15 protein-coding genes and 1 pseudogene are annotated in these 15,986 nt (G+C 61.5%); 5 read left to right on the plus strand and 11 right to left on the minus strand.

Features of this window, described 5'->3' with window-relative positions:
* Window positions 1-32 precede the first annotated feature (32 nt).
* The 3 genes from G6N07_RS09645 to G6N07_RS09655 all read left to right on the plus strand — a co-directional run bounded on the left by G6N07_RS09645 (window position 33) and on the right by G6N07_RS09655 (window position 7,997).
* Window positions 33-2,069: a site-specific DNA-methyltransferase gene (locus tag G6N07_RS09645; protein ID WP_085192653.1), complete on the plus strand. Its 2,037-nt coding sequence runs from the start codon at window positions 33-35 to the stop codon at window positions 2,067-2,069.
* Entirely contained in the window at window positions 2,069-5,056 is a 2,988-nt protein-coding gene (locus G6N07_RS09650; protein ID WP_085192652.1) for a restriction endonuclease, read from the plus strand. The genes G6N07_RS09645 and G6N07_RS09650 overlap by 1 nt, the downstream gene beginning before the upstream one ends.
* Before the next feature lie 100 nt (window positions 5,057-5,156).
* Window positions 5,157-7,997 (plus strand): TrlF family AAA-like ATPase, encoded by a 2,841-nt coding sequence (locus G6N07_RS09655; RefSeq protein WP_163784164.1) that lies wholly within the window; start codon window positions 5,157-5,159, stop codon window positions 7,995-7,997.
* Window positions 7,998-8,161: 164 nt separating this feature from the next.
* Here the strand turns inward: G6N07_RS09655 and G6N07_RS09660 are convergent, their stop codons facing one another.
* From G6N07_RS09660 to G6N07_RS20305, 8 genes and pseudogenes are all read right to left on the minus strand, one after another.
* Window positions 8,162-8,560, minus strand: a complete 399-nt coding sequence (locus G6N07_RS09660) for a type II toxin-antitoxin system VapC family toxin (protein ID WP_085192650.1) — start codon at window positions 8,558-8,560, stop codon at window positions 8,162-8,164.
* 20 nt (window positions 8,561-8,580) lie between these two features.
* On the minus strand, window positions 8,581-8,817 hold the full coding sequence (locus tag G6N07_RS09665) for a type II toxin-antitoxin system Phd/YefM family antitoxin (protein WP_085192649.1): 237 nt from the start codon (window positions 8,815-8,817) through the stop codon (window positions 8,581-8,583).
* 136 nt (window positions 8,818-8,953) lie between these two features.
* Complete coding sequence (locus tag G6N07_RS09670; RefSeq protein ID WP_085192648.1) at window positions 8,954-9,286, minus strand: type II toxin-antitoxin system PemK/MazF family toxin; 333 nt, start codon at window positions 9,284-9,286, stop codon at window positions 8,954-8,956.
* On the minus strand, window positions 9,283-9,489 hold the full coding sequence (locus G6N07_RS09675; protein ID WP_085192647.1) for an antitoxin MazE family protein: 207 nt from the start codon (window positions 9,487-9,489) through the stop codon (window positions 9,283-9,285). The genes G6N07_RS09670 and G6N07_RS09675 overlap by 4 nt, the downstream gene beginning before the upstream one ends.
* Window positions 9,490-9,665: 176 nt before the next feature.
* Complete coding sequence (locus G6N07_RS09680; RefSeq protein WP_085192646.1) at window positions 9,666-9,977, minus strand: type II toxin-antitoxin system PemK/MazF family toxin; 312 nt, start codon at window positions 9,975-9,977, stop codon at window positions 9,666-9,668.
* On the minus strand, window positions 9,967-10,200 hold the full coding sequence (locus tag G6N07_RS09685; RefSeq protein WP_085192645.1) for a hypothetical protein: 234 nt from the start codon (window positions 10,198-10,200) through the stop codon (window positions 9,967-9,969). Before G6N07_RS09685 ends, G6N07_RS09680 begins: the two co-directional genes overlap by 11 nt.
* Before the next feature lie 480 nt (window positions 10,201-10,680).
* Window positions 10,681-10,974, minus strand: a complete 294-nt coding sequence (locus G6N07_RS20300) for a transposase (RefSeq protein WP_318652448.1) — start codon at window positions 10,972-10,974, stop codon at window positions 10,681-10,683.
* 551 nt (window positions 10,975-11,525) lie between these two features.
* Window positions 11,526-12,080: pseudogene (locus G6N07_RS20305) on the minus strand (transposase); the annotation flags it as partial.
* Between the two features lie 442 nt (window positions 12,081-12,522).
* Here G6N07_RS20305 and G6N07_RS20975 point away from each other — a divergent pair.
* A complete protein-coding gene (locus G6N07_RS20975) occupies window positions 12,523-12,786 on the plus strand; it encodes a DUF2254 family protein (RefSeq protein ID WP_372507560.1) in 264 nt (87 codons plus the stop codon).
* A gap of 40 nt (window positions 12,787-12,826) precedes the next feature.
* Complete coding sequence (locus G6N07_RS19895; RefSeq protein WP_197913024.1) at window positions 12,827-13,189, plus strand: hypothetical protein; 363 nt, start codon at window positions 12,827-12,829, stop codon at window positions 13,187-13,189.
* Window positions 13,190-13,233: 44 nt separating this feature from the next.
* On the opposite strand, the gene G6N07_RS09700 is transcribed toward G6N07_RS19895, so the two are convergent.
* The 3 genes from G6N07_RS09700 to G6N07_RS09710 are packed head-to-tail and all read right to left on the minus strand — an operon-like array spanning window position 13,234 to window position 15,835.
* Window positions 13,234-14,133, minus strand: a complete 900-nt coding sequence (locus G6N07_RS09700) for a glycosyltransferase family 2 protein (RefSeq protein ID WP_235849498.1) — start codon at window positions 14,131-14,133, stop codon at window positions 13,234-13,236.
* Between the two features lie 14 nt (window positions 14,134-14,147).
* Window positions 14,148-15,008, minus strand: a complete 861-nt coding sequence (locus tag G6N07_RS09705) for a polysaccharide pyruvyl transferase family protein (protein WP_085187300.1) — start codon at window positions 15,006-15,008, stop codon at window positions 14,148-14,150.
* 41 nt (window positions 15,009-15,049) lie between these two features.
* A complete protein-coding gene (locus G6N07_RS09710; protein ID WP_163784166.1) occupies window positions 15,050-15,835 on the minus strand; it encodes an FkbM family methyltransferase in 786 nt (261 codons plus the stop codon).
* Window positions 15,836-15,986 lie beyond the last annotated feature (151 nt).

Consider the following 15,986-nt stretch of genomic DNA (forward strand, 5'->3'; position numbering starts at 1 on the left):
AACTATCAAAATCATGAAAGAGATTCGCCTGAATGACTGACGAGATCTACGAAACACCATCCAGCACTGCGAATTTCCAGACTGAGTTGGCAGCGCAGCTTGCCGATCTAGTTCCCGAGGCTATCGCCGACGGCAAGGTGGATGTCGAGAAGCTCAAGGAACTGCTTGACGGAGACGCAGCCGACAGCAGCGAGCGCTTTGGGCTGTTCTGGCCGGGCAAAAAGCGTGCGCTCCGTGCCGCGCAGGAGCCGACGACCGCGACGCTGAAACCGGACTTCGAGAACTCGAAAGACTGGGACACCACCAAGAACGTGTTCGTCGAGGGTGACAACCTTGAGGTACTCAAGATCCTGCAGAAGCATTACCACGCGAAGATCAAGATGATCTACATCGATCCCCCGTACAACACCGGAAAGGACTTCGTCTACCCGGACAATTACAAGGAGGGACTCGAGACCTACCTTGAATGGACACGCCAGGTCAACGAGGAAGGCAAGAAGCTCTCGACCAACGCTGAAACTGAGGGCCGCTACCACTCCAACTGGCTCAACATGATGTACCCGCGCCTCAAACTGGCGCGTAACCTGCTGACGAACGATGGCCTCATCTTTATTTCTATCGATGATAATGAGGCGTCGAACCTCAAGAGGTTGTGCGACGAGGTGTTTGGTGAGAAGAATTTTGTTGCACAGTTTGTTTGGAATACGGAAGGGCATACTGATAACCAGTTTCCGATCAAGATAAATCACGAGTACATTTTGACCTACGCCCGAAACTCCCAAGCGGCGCAATTTGGCTACGCAATTGACCCAAATACGAGAACTGCTAGCAACCTCTGGGCGGGTATTGCAGAAAACTCCATCACTAAGAACGGTTCTGCAAACCCTCCAAGTGAGATAAAACTCCCGGCAGGATTCCCCGTTGCGTCAGAATCAGAAATCGTGCTTCCACCATCTGACCTCCCCCCCGGGCTTATTGATGCGATGCGCACCGATAAGCTCTCAAGCAATCAGCTGAAAAGGCGCTTCGGCTCCATCCAGTTCCCACTAAGATTCGATGAACTGCACGCAAAGGACGGAAAGCTTACGCGCGAGTGCCGTTTCTACTCGGGCTGGGCGAACGCTAATAAACTCAAACAGTTTATCGATGGAGGGTGCGTCAAATTCGCTGACGGCGATGCTGGTGAAATTGATTTCTACCTATCCGGGACTGGAGTAATTTATTACCGACGTGAGCGCGGAGACAAAGCTCGGAATATATTGTCCGTCCTCAGAAACTTGGGGACAACTGAGAAAATGAGTTCTGATCTCGCACAAATGGGCTTGATGTTCAGCTACCCCAAGCCAATAGACCTCCTCGCTTATCTGATTGAAGTTGGGTCGGGGCCTGGGGAAATAATTCTTGACTTTTTCGCGGGTAGCGCGTCGACGGCGCACGCTGCGTTGCTTCTCAATGCCCAGGACAATGGCGGTCGCCGTTTCATCATGGTGCAGCTTCCGCAGCCAACCGAAGAGAGGTCAGAAGCTCACAAGGCTGGGTTCAAGACAATTCCCGAGCTCTCTAGGAAACGTATCGATCTCGTTGGGCAAGAACTCGCCGGCGTCACCGATGGCCAGTTCGACACTGGCGACACCGTTGATATCGGCTTCCGGGCGTACAAGCTCGCCGACACAAACTTTTCCAAGTGGCGACTGTCGAGCGATGTTGAGTTGGACGCCCTCCAACAGCAGCTGCTGAGCCTCCGTGACAGCGCCACTGACGACGCGACGGCCGACGAGCTGCTGATCGAGATCCTGCTCAAGCAGGGCTACTCGCTGACTGAGGCTGTCTCGACGGGCGAGGTCGGAGGACTTGACGTCCGGCTTGTTCGTGACCGCGATGGCGACGTCGCTTTGCTCGCCTACCTGGACGAACACACAAAGCCGACCCTCAAGCAGCTCCACGCCCTCGTCGACGAGTCCCCGACCCGGATCATTGTTCTCGAGGATGCGTTCCAGGGCGACGACGAACTCAAGACCAATTTGTTCCAGCTCGCAAAGAGCAAGGGCATTGAGCTCTGGACGGCGTGATGAGCGGGTCAGGGTTTCAATTCGACGCTAGTCAGCCGTATCAGCTGGCTGCGATCGGCTCGGTCGTCGACCTGTTTGATGGTCAACCTAAGGATGCAGAGAAGCTCGTCGCAACGCTGCGCGGTGCAGCTGTGCAGCCAGGTTCGGATCAGGCAGAGTTCGACATCGATCTCACTCAGGAGGTCGGCGCCGTCGGTAACAGCCTAGTGCTCGACCCAGACCTGATCCTCGCGAATCTCCAACGCGTGCAAGATCGAAACGGTCTTGAGGTAGCACCGAAGCTTTACGACGACGCGCTCGACTTCGACATCGAGATGGAGACAGGCACCGGCAAGACATACGTATATCTGCGCACGATCTTCGATCTGGCCGTCAGGTACAACTTCACCAAGTTCGTGATCCTCGTACCCAGCGTTGCGATCCGGGAGGGTGTCAGCACGAGCATCCGGCTTATGCGGGAGCATTTCGAAAACCTCTACAAACCTCAGGGGATCACCTTCGATGCGTCGATCTACAGCGGCAAGAGTGCCGAGGAAGTCCAGCCGTTCGCGACGTCGACGAACGTGCAGATCCTGATCATGACAATCGACTCGATCCGCGGTAATGCAAACACCCGCGTCATCCATCAGACCAGAGACAAACTGAACGGCCTGCGGCCCATCGACTATCTGAAGGCCACTCATCCGGTCGTCATCATGGACGAGCCGCAGAATATGGAGTCGCAGCTCTCGCAATCGGCCGTTGGCGAACTCGCCCCTGCGTTCACGCTGCGCTACAGCGCGACCCACAAGAAACAGCGCAATGTTGTCTATCGACTCGACCCGGTCGACGCCCACGATCTCGGGCTGGTGAAGCAAATAGTCGTTGCCGAGGTACAACAGCAGGGCACGGACGCGGCGCCGTATATCAGGCTCGTCGAGGTGAGGCGCGAGCCATCCTGGTCGGCCCGGCTAGAGCTATCCTGCCGCAAGTCGGATGGCTCGCTGGAGCGGCGCGTCGTGAGTGTCAAGCAGCACAAGGAACTTTCAGGCACGAACGTCACCGACAACCCGATCTATGAGGGCTGGCGAATCAACGAAATGAGCATCGAGCCGGCCTATGTCGACCTCACCAAACATGGCTTCCTCAACGAGGGCGAAAGCATCGGCGCATCCAGTGGCGCTATCTACAAGGAGATGATCCGCGAGACCATCCGCGAGCACCTGCGCAAGGACTCGATGCTCCGCGCCAAGGGGATCAAGGTTCTCAGCCTCTTCTTCATCGACAAGGTCGAGAGTTTCCTAGGCGATGGCCTGAACAACGTCGATGCGGACGGACAATTCGTGCAGTGGTTCGATGAACTGCTGAGCGAGGAACGAGCACGATCACCGAAGTGGCAGGAGTTGCTCCCCCAGGAACCGTCGGAGCTACGTCGGGGGTACTTCTCCGTTCTCAAAGGCGCGAAGGGTGCCGCCGACAAGTTCCACGACACTTCTGGCTCGACGAAAGCGGACGACGATGCCTATGAGTTGATCATGCAAGACAAGGAGCGGCTGCTTGACGAAAAGGAACCGGTGCGCTTCATCTTCAGTCACTCTGCCCTGCGCGAGGGCTGGGACAACCCAAATGTCTTCCAGATCTGCACTTTACGTGAGATGGGCGCCGAGATGGAACGCCGTCAAACGCTTGGGCGTGGCCTGCGCCTCCCTGTTGCAAAGACTCAGGACGGCTATTCGCGTGTCGCTGAGCGTGGGATTGCGACGTTGACCGTTGTGGCGAATGAGTCCTACACGAAGTTCGCGGACGAGCTCCAGAAGGACTACAAGCGCGCCGGAGTCGAGATCGGTCGGGTACGCAAAGCTGAGTTCTCGAAAATCCCGTGGCAGGACGAGAGCGGCGCTCTCACCGAGGATCAGTTTGGCTACCAGCGTTCCCTCCTCGTATGGGAACACCTGAAGGACAAGGGTTTCATCGACAAGGAAGGCGCCGTCACCTCGAAGTTCCAGCCGAGCCAGCTCGGCTTCAGTATCGACCTACCGCCAGATATCGCCTGGGCTGAGGGGGCCATCATCGAGCTGGTCGGCCGCGCGCACATCGGCAAGTATGTCAAGCCGGCCAGCAAGCGTAAACCTCGCGTACTCAACAAATATCTTTATGCGACACCGGAATTCGAAGACTTCTGGGAGACAATCAGCCAGAAGACGACCTACCGGGTACGCATCGACCACGACCAAATCGTCGAGAACGCGATCAATGCGATCAAGGGTGCGCCTGAAATCGAGGCATTGCGCATCGAGGTCACCCGGGCCGGTGTAAAGGTACTTCGAGGCGGCGCCAGGGGCGAGGAACTCGGCACGCGTTCAGCAGACCTCAAAGGCAGCTACGACCTGCCCGACATCATCACTGAACTTCAGGAGGCGACATCCCTCACCCGTAAGACCCTCGTCGACATCCTGATCGGCAGCGGTCGGCTGGGCGAGTTCATCGGTAACCCAAACGATTTCATCGCGATGGCTAAGCGTTCGCTGCAAGGTGAGCTGGCCAAGATTGTCGTCGATGGCATCCAGTACGAGAAGATCGCTGGCTCGATCTACGAGCTTCGTGAGCTACAGAAAGATGGGTTGGAGGAGAAGGAGCGCTTCCTCGATCAGATGTACAAGGTGCAGCATACCCAGAAGACCGATTTCGACTATGTCGTCTTCGACTCCGAAGTTGAGCGCCAGTTCGCCGAGCTGCTTGATTCACGAGAAGACATCAAGCTGTTCATGAAGCTCCCGTCAAAGTTCAAGATCGATACCCCGGTTGGCCCGTACAACCCCGATTGGGCGATCGTTAAGCACGAAGAAGGCCAGGATCGGATCTACATGATCCGCGAAACCAAGAGCACCCTCGATGATTGGAAGCTACGCCCAAGCGAACTCGCCAAGATTAGGTCCGCCAAGCGCCACTTCGAGGCTATTGGGGTCGAGGACTATGCGCGTGCAGTCCCGGGAGCGTGGAAACTGTGAGACTTCTTGTTGCCCAGTTGGTTACACCGCGCGAATCGGTTGGAGGCGTTTGGGGCTGTCGACACGAAGAGTCCGAAGCGCGAGGGGCAAGTCTGTAGACATGGCTAACGACTCCAATAGAGCCCTTGAGTTGGCCGACAACGGCGGCCATTTCTACCGTGCAGATTTCCAGGTCCATACCCCGCGTGACACGCAATGGGACGGACATCGACCCCCTGTATCTGAGCGTGACGCTTGGGCAGCGTCATTCGTTTCGGCAGCCCGCTCGAAGGGTCTCAACGCGGTCGCCATCTCGGATCATCACGACTTCGCGCTGTTCCCGTTCGTCAAAAAGGCTGCTTCGGCAGAGCGGACTTCAGAGGGTGCTCCGGTGCCGCTCCGCGAACAATTGACCGTGTTTCCCGCCCTCGAACTGACGCTGAGCGTGCCATGCCAGGCGATTCTTATCCTCGACGCAGATTTTGCGGCGGATCGTCTCGACGACGTTTTGAAAGCACTTCATTTCGATCCGATCGATCCGGATCTCGATGCCCTGCCCCAGACGGTCGTCCTGCCCGACTCGGGCGACCTCAACGACATCCACGCAAAGCTCGACAAGAACGATTGGCTTCGCGGGCGGTACATCATCCTGCCGAACGTCACCCCAGACGGCCACAAGACTCTCTTGAGGCAGTCATTTCAGGCAAAGTACAGCGACATGGTTGCTGTCGGCGGATACCTCGATAAGCCGATCACCGAGCTGGATCGGCAGAAGTATGCCGGCGAGAAGCGGATTCTTGAGGGCGGAGATGCCAACTGGGGCTTCAAGCGCCTCGCGCTATTTCAGACTTCCGATGCCCGAAAGGCTGACTTCTCCACTCTTGGCAAGCACGCGACCTGGGTGAAGTGGGCCACCCCTACAGCTGAAGCTATCCGGCAGGCATGTTTGGCCCAGGAGTCGCGAATCTCGCATCTTCCCCCGGCAGTGCCGAATGTATGGGTTTCACGTGTCGTGGTGTCGAACAGCAAGTTCATGGGTCGAGTGGACGTCGCATTCAACCCGCAGTACACGGCGCTTATCGGCGGACGTGGTACAGGCAAATCGACGTTGCTCGATTACCTCCGCTGGGCGCTATGCGACCAGCCTGCCCGCGCAACCGAGGACGACGAGGTTGCAGATCCACGGGTGCGGCAGCGCAAGCTCGTCGAGGCGACTCTCAAGCCCTACGACGCCCACGTCGAGGTGCACTGCGTGATCAACGGGATTACACACGTCGTTCGTCGTCACGCGAGTGATGGGCTGATCCAGCTCAAGGTCGGAGAAGGTCAGTTCGAGAAGGCCACAGAGGCAGCGATACAGAGTCTTCTGCCAATTCAGGCGTACAGCCAGAAGCAGTTGAGCAGCGTCTCGATCCGCGTCGAAGAACTTCTGCGATTCGTCACCTCGCCTATCCAGCGCGAGCTCGAAGAGATCGGTCGCAAGCGACAGGAGGTAGTCGGTCGACTTCGCGAGAACTACGGCACCCTCCAGCGCCACCGAGATCTGTCTGCCGAAATCGAACGTGGCGACCTGCGTATTCGGTCTCTGGCTGAACAGGCGCAATCGCTGCGCGATGGCCTCGCAGGCATATCCGAAGCAGATCGTCAGATTCTTGACAGCAAGGCCGGGCACGACGACCTACGATCGGCTCAAACTGGCTGGCTTCAACATGTCGACGTTGCCCACAAAAGCCTCACCGAGCTCGTTAGATCCCTGGACTCTTCTCTGGAAGATCTTGTGTTGCCAGCATCAGCGCCTGCGAGTCTCTCTGTCGAAACGAACGCGCTCCTCAACGCTACGCGCGACGCCCTGTCTCGGTTGCGGACAACAGTGAATGAACTCGAGACTGGCTTCACTGCGCTGATGGAGGATGGCGGCGCGGTCGCAGTACCCTCCGAGGCATTGGCAGCCAAGCTGACCGAGTACGACGAGGCATATCGCGGAGTGAAGGAGAGATCCTCCGCGCACGAGGCGAAGTTGGCGGAACTCGCCAAGCTAGAGGAGCAACAGCGTACGTCTCGCGAGCTCGTTCAACGCCAGCGCGCCGACCGGGACGCGCTCGGTAAACCAGACGAGAAGCACAACGAGTTCCGTGCTGAACTGGCTTCAGCGCGGAAGGAACGGACGAGCGCTCTCAAAGCGGAATGTGACGCGCTCACAACATCATCGGATGGCTTGATCCGCGCGACGTTGTCTGCAAGCCGCGGGTTTGATGCCGTTCAGACCAAGTTCAAGGCGCTGATCGCGGGCTCAAACGTGCGCGCAAACAAGGTCGATGCCTTTTTCGAGGAGCTCGCGAAGGAGTCAGATCCCGCATCAACGTGGGAAACCGTACTCGAAGAACTTGAGTCACTGACCTTGCTCGAACCAGATGCTGAGATCAGCTCGGAACAGACTCCCACGCTGACCAGGCTTGGATTCACGGTCGCTGACCAGAAGCGGTTCACTTCGAAGCTCACTCCCGACGGCTGGCTCGACCTCTCTCTGGCTGAGTTGTCTGATCTTCCAGACTTCGAGTACCGCGCGAAGGAAGGCGAGTACATCCCGTTCGAGTCCGCATCGGCTGGCCAGCAGGCCTCAGCACTACTGGGGACACTGCTCTCCCAAGGTGGCACCCCGCTGATCATTGATCAGCCGGAGGACGACCTCGACAGTGACACCGTGCAGCAGATCGTCTCTAAAATATGGCTGTCCAAGAGTCGGCGTCAGTTGGTTTTCTCCAGCCACAACGCGAACTTGGTTGTGAATGGCGATGCCGATTTAGTCCTGGTATGCGCGTATCTGACCACGGTCGATCAATCTGCGGGCCATATCAAGGAACAAGGTGCCATCGACGTAGCTGCCGTGCGGGATGAAATAACTTCGGTCATGGAAGGCGGCGAGCGCGCCTTCCGTCTTCGCAAGGAGAAGTACGGCTTCTGAAAGAATTGCACGGCCTCGACAACCTCTCTGCCGCTCCGGCATGGAACCGCCAACTAGATTGCGACTGATCCCCGGCGGATCGTCTCAATTGAATTGGCGGGCACCAGTTAACGCCCGCCAACTAGATTGAGACCGAACAACCGGGCAGCCGAGGAGCGTCCTCCCTACTGGTGATGGGGATGGGTGACCGACCGGAGCTCAAGTCGCGGAATTCCCGCGAAGTCGGCTGGATTACATGTGTAGAGCGGCAACGCATGCGCGATCGCGCTCGCCGCGATGAGTGCGTCATACGCGCGCGCCGCGGGCTTACGCCCCGATGCGCGCAGTGCCGCCGCGACGGCGCCAAATGCCCGCGCACAATCACCATCGAACGGAAGAACATCAAAGTCCGCCTCGGCCTGCTGCAGGTGCTGCTGACGGGCACTGCGCTCGGTATCGTCGCGCGCTACGTGCGGACCTACGGAAAGCTCGGCGAGCGTTATCGCGCTAATAACCGATTCATCGGGAAGCTCGGATGGGTCGGATATCTGGCCGAGGAGGATCACCGTCGAGGTGTCCAGCATCCCCTGGCTCGAAGCTTCTGTCACAGCGACGGGTCGATCAGATTGTCGATGTCGCGCCGGAGTGCATCTGGGCTCACCTGCGGAAGATTCTTGCGGCGACGAATGAGTTCGGCTGGGCCGGCGCTGGATCGGGGCAGCGGGCGGAGCTCAGCCACCGGCGCACCGTCGCGAGTGACGACGATGCGTTCGCCGTGCTCAACGCGGCGCAGGACTTCTCCCCCGTTGTTCCGAAGGTCGCGCACCGTCACCGTGTCCATGGGAGCAAGTGTATCACCGGTGAGACGGTGGTGCGAGTTGCGTAGTTGCCCAACCCGCGCGCGAATATGCAGGAATCGAATATGGCGGGTTACCAGTAAACCACTGCGTATTGCCCTGCTGCCCACCAGTTCTCGTTTACCGTGCAAGGCCGAGAAATGCCATCATCGCTCGCTCCACTTCGACGACTTGTTCTGCAGTCAGTCGACCGACTCGCGCGTGGACGTTAGATCTCCTGACAGTTGTGAGCTTGTCGATCATCACGTCACTGTCGTGGTCGAGTCCGGATAACCGACCGTCTCCGCCGGCTATCCGAATGCGCATTAGCGGAGCGTCCAGTAATGCGCTGCTGATCGGCGCAACCGTCACCGACGTGGTGGCATCGAACAGATCATCCTGGACAATCACCGCGGGACGCGGTTTTGTCGCGTAGACACTCCCCGCTACGGTCCAGATCTCTCCTCGGTTCACTCCTTGTCCCATGGCGTCGAGACAGCTTCGATGAATTCCTGGTCATCGCTGCTTTCGTCCGCCCGTGCCACCAGCGAGGATTGGCGATGAGCTTCGGCGGCAAAACTCTCGGTGCGCACGTCAGGTACCCAGACCTGCAGCGGGCGCAGGCCCCGCTCCCGCATGCGCCGTCGGTACTCGCCGACCCTTTCTCTCACCCCCATGGCAACATGTTACATGTAACGCTGAATCCAGGTAGTCGGATAGTCAGATGCTGCCAGGTGGAATACGGCGAAATCGAATATGGCGGGTTACCAGTAACCCACTGCGTATTGCATCTCCCTGCACCCCCCCCCGAAGAAAAAACGCGCTTCCGTCCAATGTGGTGACCGCGCAGCGCTCAGAGATCGAGGACGACGCGTAGAGCTGCATCGACGCGGCGCATTTCGTCGAAGCTCAGGAACCCGACACTCTTGCCGAGCCGGCCTGGATCTATCGCTGCAGTCTGCTCAGCAAGCACCCGGGTGTTGAGGCCGCCGATTTTAACTTCGGGTCGGAAGCTGGCGGCACGAGCCGACGTCGACGTCGGTGCAACCAGCCAGGTTGACAGTGGCAGTTGATCCGACTGAACGACGACGGCGTAGCGGAAACCGCCCTGTTCGTGACCGCGGTTGCCCCGCGGGGCATGCAACGGAAAGACCTCACCACGCACGCAGGGTCTCCATATCACGTAGCACCTGCATGGCCTCCGCGCGGTCGGACTCGTCTTCGGCAAGGATATCCGCCTCGGCGCGAATCGCCGCGCCGGCCTTCCGGCGTGCGGCATCGATCAGGGCAGATCGAACGGCTGCGGACACAGCCGTGCCATCTTTGGTCAAGACCTCCAGCGCCTTCGATGTGTCTTCGTCCGGCCGGAAGGTAATCGTGTCAGCCATAGCGACAGTGTACGACGTTTTGTAAGACAGTCACTCGGTCCCCGTCGGCGCTTTCTCGGCACGGCGGCGACAACTCCCGCGGGGGCCACCGACACCTTGGTATGGCTACAGCAAACAGAAAGGTTGGGCATTCGGACCGTCACAAATCCCTCACAGTGGCCACGTTGCCACGACGAGGATCGGCGGCTCCAGTCTTCCGTGGCGCACTTGCGTCGCCGCTTGATCCAGGAGGAGTACGACGCAACGGAACATGGCGGTTACGAGTAAACCACTGCATATTGCATCTGATGAATCATCGTCCAGCCTCAAAGTTTCACGGTCGCCCGAGTTCTCCCCTGGTGGCGGCTGAGATCACGGGTTGATCTTGATTTCCGGGTTGTCGGTAGGCGGCACCGCCGCGTGTCGTGCGCTGACGCCGGGTTCCTCGGTCCCGGGGTGGCTGCTCCTTTCTTGGGGTCGAACGGACACGGGGTCTGCGGGTCAGGGGATGGCGCGGACGCGGTTGACGGCGGCGGCGAATTCCTGCGCCCAGGGCCAGGTTTCGGGGATCCGAAGGATCAGGTTGCGGGATCGTTTGACCAGGCGGGCCGCAGCGTGCAGCAGCCGGTAGCGCAGGGTCGCCGGTTCGGCCTTGGCGAGCGGGCCGTCCAAGAGCAGCAGCCGGGTCCAGCACAGCAGGTCGATGGCCAGGGCGACCGCGGTGACCCAGGCGGTGTTGATCGCGAATGAGTGCGATGGCCAGCGGGCCAGGCCGGTGTCCTTGCCGCAGCGGATGAACCCTCCACCGGGCGTGCACCCGGTGGCGGGCCTCCAACCGCTGGAGTTGCCCGCCGCGGGTGTTGGTCGCGATGAGCTGGTAGCGGTAGCCGTTGATCTGCTCGAACAGCGACAACTGGCGGCCTTCTTCGATCTTCTCGCGCCGCACCAGGATGCGCATGTCGGGCGGCCAGCCGGCCAGCCGGTCGCCGTCGGCGCCCTCGCGCAGCAGCCCGGTCAGCTCGGCCACGGCCGCGTCGTCGCGGGCCCGCCCGGCCGCATCCAGCGCCGGCTCCCACCCGGCGGCGGGCATCTGCCCGATCGCGACCCGGGCCCGCTCGTCGAGGTCGAACCCCACCGAGTAGGCCACCGACCAGCCCGCCCGCGCGTTGCGTTTGCGCAGGTGCTTGACCACGGCGTGGCTGGAGCCCGCCCCGTCGATGGTGATCAACAGGTTGCGCCGCCCCCTTGGCCGGGATCGCGGCGATCGCCGCGTCGATGATCGCGATGTGATCCGCGGCGGTGTTCGACCCGGCGTTGCCGGGGCGGGCGATCGCCGCCAGCAGTTCGCCGGTGTTGTCGCACCACGCCAACAGTGGGTGAAACCCGTAGCCACCCTTGAAATTTCCCGCGGCGTGCTGCTTGTCGGAATGCGATTCAACCAGCGAGGCATCAATGCGGATCACGACCACGCCACCCAGGTCCCCATAACAGGTCCGCGACGGCGGGATCGCGCCATGGCGAGCCTCGATCAACTCCCACACCCGCTCCCGGACGGTGTTGCGCACCAGCGCAACCCCGGCCATGCCCTGGCGGTCGATCTCGTTCAGCGACCGCCACATCGTCGGGACCGACGCCACAGCCCCGAACAGCCGTTGCTGATTCCGCAGCACCGCGGTACCGGCCAGGTTCTGCGCGCCGCCCGCGATCGACACCGCCACGTCCCGCAACACCGCGCCCCGGTCGTGGGTCACCTCCGGCCGCGACAACGCCGCGGACAACCCGCTGGTCAGGCCCAGGTTGTCGGCCAGCATCCGGGGGATCACGTTGCCCGCGTGCCCGACCACGTCGTCGCCGCGGACCTCGACTCGAACAGTTTTCGACCAATCCGTAGTAGCCTGCATCTGATAGGTGCACTCCTCGAATCGATGATCAACGCCAGCAAACGTCGATTATCGTTGAGGCAGTGCACCTTTCACGTTCACGCCACACCTCAGCACCGAATTACGTGAACTATTGAGGCCAGTCCCCCCTTGCCGACCACCGCTCGTCCGCCGTTTTCCGTTGCCGCAGGGCCTAGAATGGACATTGCATCTTGTCCGGTGGTGGTACGGGTGGGTGACCGATCGGAGTTCTAACCGCGGGATTCCTGCGAAGTCTGCGGGATTGCATGTATATGGGCGTTCGCTTGCCGGCCCCTACACCTCGGAGCTGACCGCCACGAGGGATCGGTGAGGCGCTGCGCTCAACCGTGAGCCGGGTCTCTTCTGCCGCTCGTCCGGGCGAGGTCCGCTGACTCGACCGGCACCGACTGGCGCGCCACCGGGACTCATCGCCGGTCGGCACATGGGGCGAGGCGCCAGGCCGTGCACATCAACGGTGCGATCTGCCAGATCTCACCCCTCGCCGGCGCCTTTTCCCGGCGATGCATTCCCCGCGCCGACACCATCTCGAGGCTTCGTTTGGATTCGATGTCGGCGGGTACCTGTCAGCATCGAGCACGACGCTGCATTGGGCTTCCGGCAACTGACTGATATTGCGGTCAAGGCGATTTCACCAGGGATCAACGATCCGGTCACCGCGGTACATTGGGTCGAGCACATGGCCTGACCTGTTGGTGAAGTTGGCCGGCCGCCGACTCGGTGCAACGTTGCACGACGACGCCGAAGGACTGGGCCGCGCCGTGGTACCGGATCGCGATCTGGAGTACTACCTGGAACTGTGTGCGGTCTGGAACTGGTGTGCGGTCCGATCGGGCGTTTCAGGCGTTCCGAACCCACCGTCCTGGTGGGTCTGTGGCGCATGCTCCGCGATCGTCAGATGCGCCTGCCGAGAAGACGATCAGCGCGCGCAGGTTGCTGCGCAAGCCGATTTGATAGTGGCGGAACTGCCGGAGTCCGAGAGCCATGACGCGAGAACGGTCACCACGATGGCCGAGCGGGTGCAGGATGCGCTGAGAGGCCGCATATTCGAGGTGTACACCGATCGCAGCGGCGAAACCAGGTCGATCTGACACCGCGCCCGTCGACCCTGGGCCGATCACTCACAGAGCGCGGCTCATGAAACATACTTGCGCGCCCCGCCGTTGAGCTGCATGTCCTCCAGCTGGCGGTATCCCCGTTCGATGTACGGGGGAACCGGGTCGCGTTGCCGTAAGACCCACGGCAGCCCACGGACCGCATCCCCGATGCCGCCTGCCGTCACCCGATCGCGAGGCAGGCGGCGCAGCAGGCGCACGGTGCGGATCGCGGCACTCGGCAACGGTCGACGCAGCCACGTGAACCACAGGGTGTTGCGTATCCCGTGGCGTCGGCGGAGGTGCGCGTCACGAAGGCGGGAGGCGTGGTGGTGGGCCACCACATCGGGGACGTAACTCATGTGCCATCCAGCCCGCGCGATGTCGGAGGCGAGTAGCTCCTCCTCCCCGCCGAGCCACAGTTTTGGCGAGAAACCGCCTGCGGCGAGGAACGCCTCCCGGCGAACGATCGAAACGCCGGCGAGGAAGCTGAGCAGTGGATGTCCCGGGATGCCGGGCGTGCGGTCCAGCGGCGACTGGGCCATCTCCCGACAAATGTCGTCGAGCCGACCTTCCGGCTCGACCAGGATGCTGCCCGTCACCACGGCCAGCGTGGGATGGGCGTCGAGGAGATCGGCGGCATGCCGGAGCGCTCCGGGGTCATACCAGGTGTCGTCGTCGCAGAACGCGACGTACGGCGTGTGAGAAAGGTGCACACCCAGATTGCGGCCCACCGCACCAAGATTGGTGCCCGGGGTCAGCAGCGTGACGCCGGGGTGACATGAGCGCACCATGTCCGCGGTGCCGTCGGATGACGCATTGTCGACGACGACGACCCTGGGCTTCTCGGGCATCTCGGCCAGCCGGCACAACGTCCGGTCGAGCTCCTTGCACCGGTTGTGTGTTATCACCACCACGCTCACGCGCTCGTCGGGCGACACGTGTTCTCCTTCGGTCATCGGTCAACACCAGTGAACTCGTTGAGAAATTGGCAATGGACCTCCGCGAGCACTCGTCGGCCGTGCAGCGCGCAGTCACGCGCGGCGCGGGCGGCCTCTGGCTTCAGCGACCAGGCGACCTGCGTCGCGAGCCAATCTGTGGTGACGTGATCGACCGTCTGCACCGCCGGCCACCCCAGCACCGCGGCCTGTCGACTGACTTTCGCGCCCCCTGGGACCGCATCGATCGCGACCGCGGGCACGCCGTGGCGCAGCGCCAGGACCAGGCCGTGCATCCGCGTGGTGACGACAGCGTCGACGCCGGCCAGCGCGGCCTCGACGTCGACGCTCCGTCGTCCTACGAGGTTTCTGGGGTCGACGCGGGTGTCCACCTCGAGGACGGCGACATCGAGGGCGGGGATCACCTCGTCGATCAGTCTATGGACGTCGTCGTGCCGGGCATCGGGATACTCATTCTGGCGGTGTGCTCGCACGATTGCCACACGAGGCGGAAGTGTCGGAACACGGGCTGCCAGAGACAGATCCGGCCGGTCGCCGGTGGGTCCGTCCCGCGCGAGCAGGACGTCGAACCCCGGCGGTGTGGTGGCGACGACAGAAACCCCCACCGCCAGCTTGGTGCAGTGTCGGAAGCGGATGAGGAGGTCTTCGACCTGCCAGCCGGCGGCCGGACCACAGACGAACACCAGGTGGCTGTACAGCGACGGGTCGACGTCCTCGAGCGACGGTCCGCCGAGTACGGGTGACAGGACGGTGTCGTGCGGTATCCCCGCCTGGGTCAGCCAAGTGCGGACCGTGTCACCGGCCAAAAGGTCACCGGCGGTGGCCTCGCCGTGGAAAAAGCTGAACCACCCTGCCACCAAGGCTCGTCGTCGCCCGTCCGCTACCTCTATCCGTGCCGTCACCTGCCATCACCGACAACCCGGTGCATCAGGTCGACAACCTCGGCCGCATCCTCCTCGGGAACCAGAACGACGTCCTCGAGCGGCAATCGGCTCCTGAACAGATCGTCGACGATCCAGGTGTGCTGTCGCACGCGGCGGAGGCACCGGTAGTCCCAGGCCCGAAGGAGTGGAGCGGTCGCCTTCGTCACGTCGATCCCCCGTCGGGAGTAATACACCGCGTTCCATTCGGCGAAGACGATCGGCCGGTTCTGCGAGACGGTTGTCTGCGCGCCGGCGAGGAGGCGGTCCTCGTGGCCCTCCACGTCGATCTTGAGGACGCTTACCGGTGGTTTGCCGAGGTCGTCGAGCACCTCGTCCAGTGTTCGTGTGGCAACCTCTGTCCGGGACCATGAGTCATCGGCTCCGTCGTCGACGAACACTGCGGCATTGCCTGTCTGGGCACCGCCGAGGAAATCCTCACGCAACGTCATGGTCGTTCGCCCACTGGTGTCGGAGAGCGCAACCTGCCTGACGTCAACGAACTCGTCGACTCGATTGAGCCGTAGATTCTGTACCAGGCGTCGCGTGTTGACGGGGACCGGTTCGACGGCGATCACGCGGCGATTCAACTCGGCCGCCTCGAGCGCCAGCGGCACAGTCCACAACCCGATGTTCGCGCCGGCGTCCACGGCGATACCCGAACGGCGACGCATCAGCTCGCGCGCCACGCGGATTCGCCGATCGTCGAATTCGCCGGAGTAGTAGGGCAGCCATTCAGTGCCGGAGCGAAGATCCAGGATCATCCGGTGGCCTGTGCGCATACGCGCCACGGCCACGGGGGAAGCACCCAGTCGCAGCGTGAGGCGGTTCAGCCGGGCAATACCACGCGACCGTTGTCGCACGTGCGCCGGCAGTCGACGCCACGCCCTGGGCGCCGTGAGACGCAGCGCTCTG

Source organism: Mycolicibacterium doricum, from assembly GCF_010728155.1.
GTDB lineage: Bacteria > Actinomycetota > Actinomycetes > Mycobacteriales > Mycobacteriaceae > Mycobacterium > Mycobacterium doricum.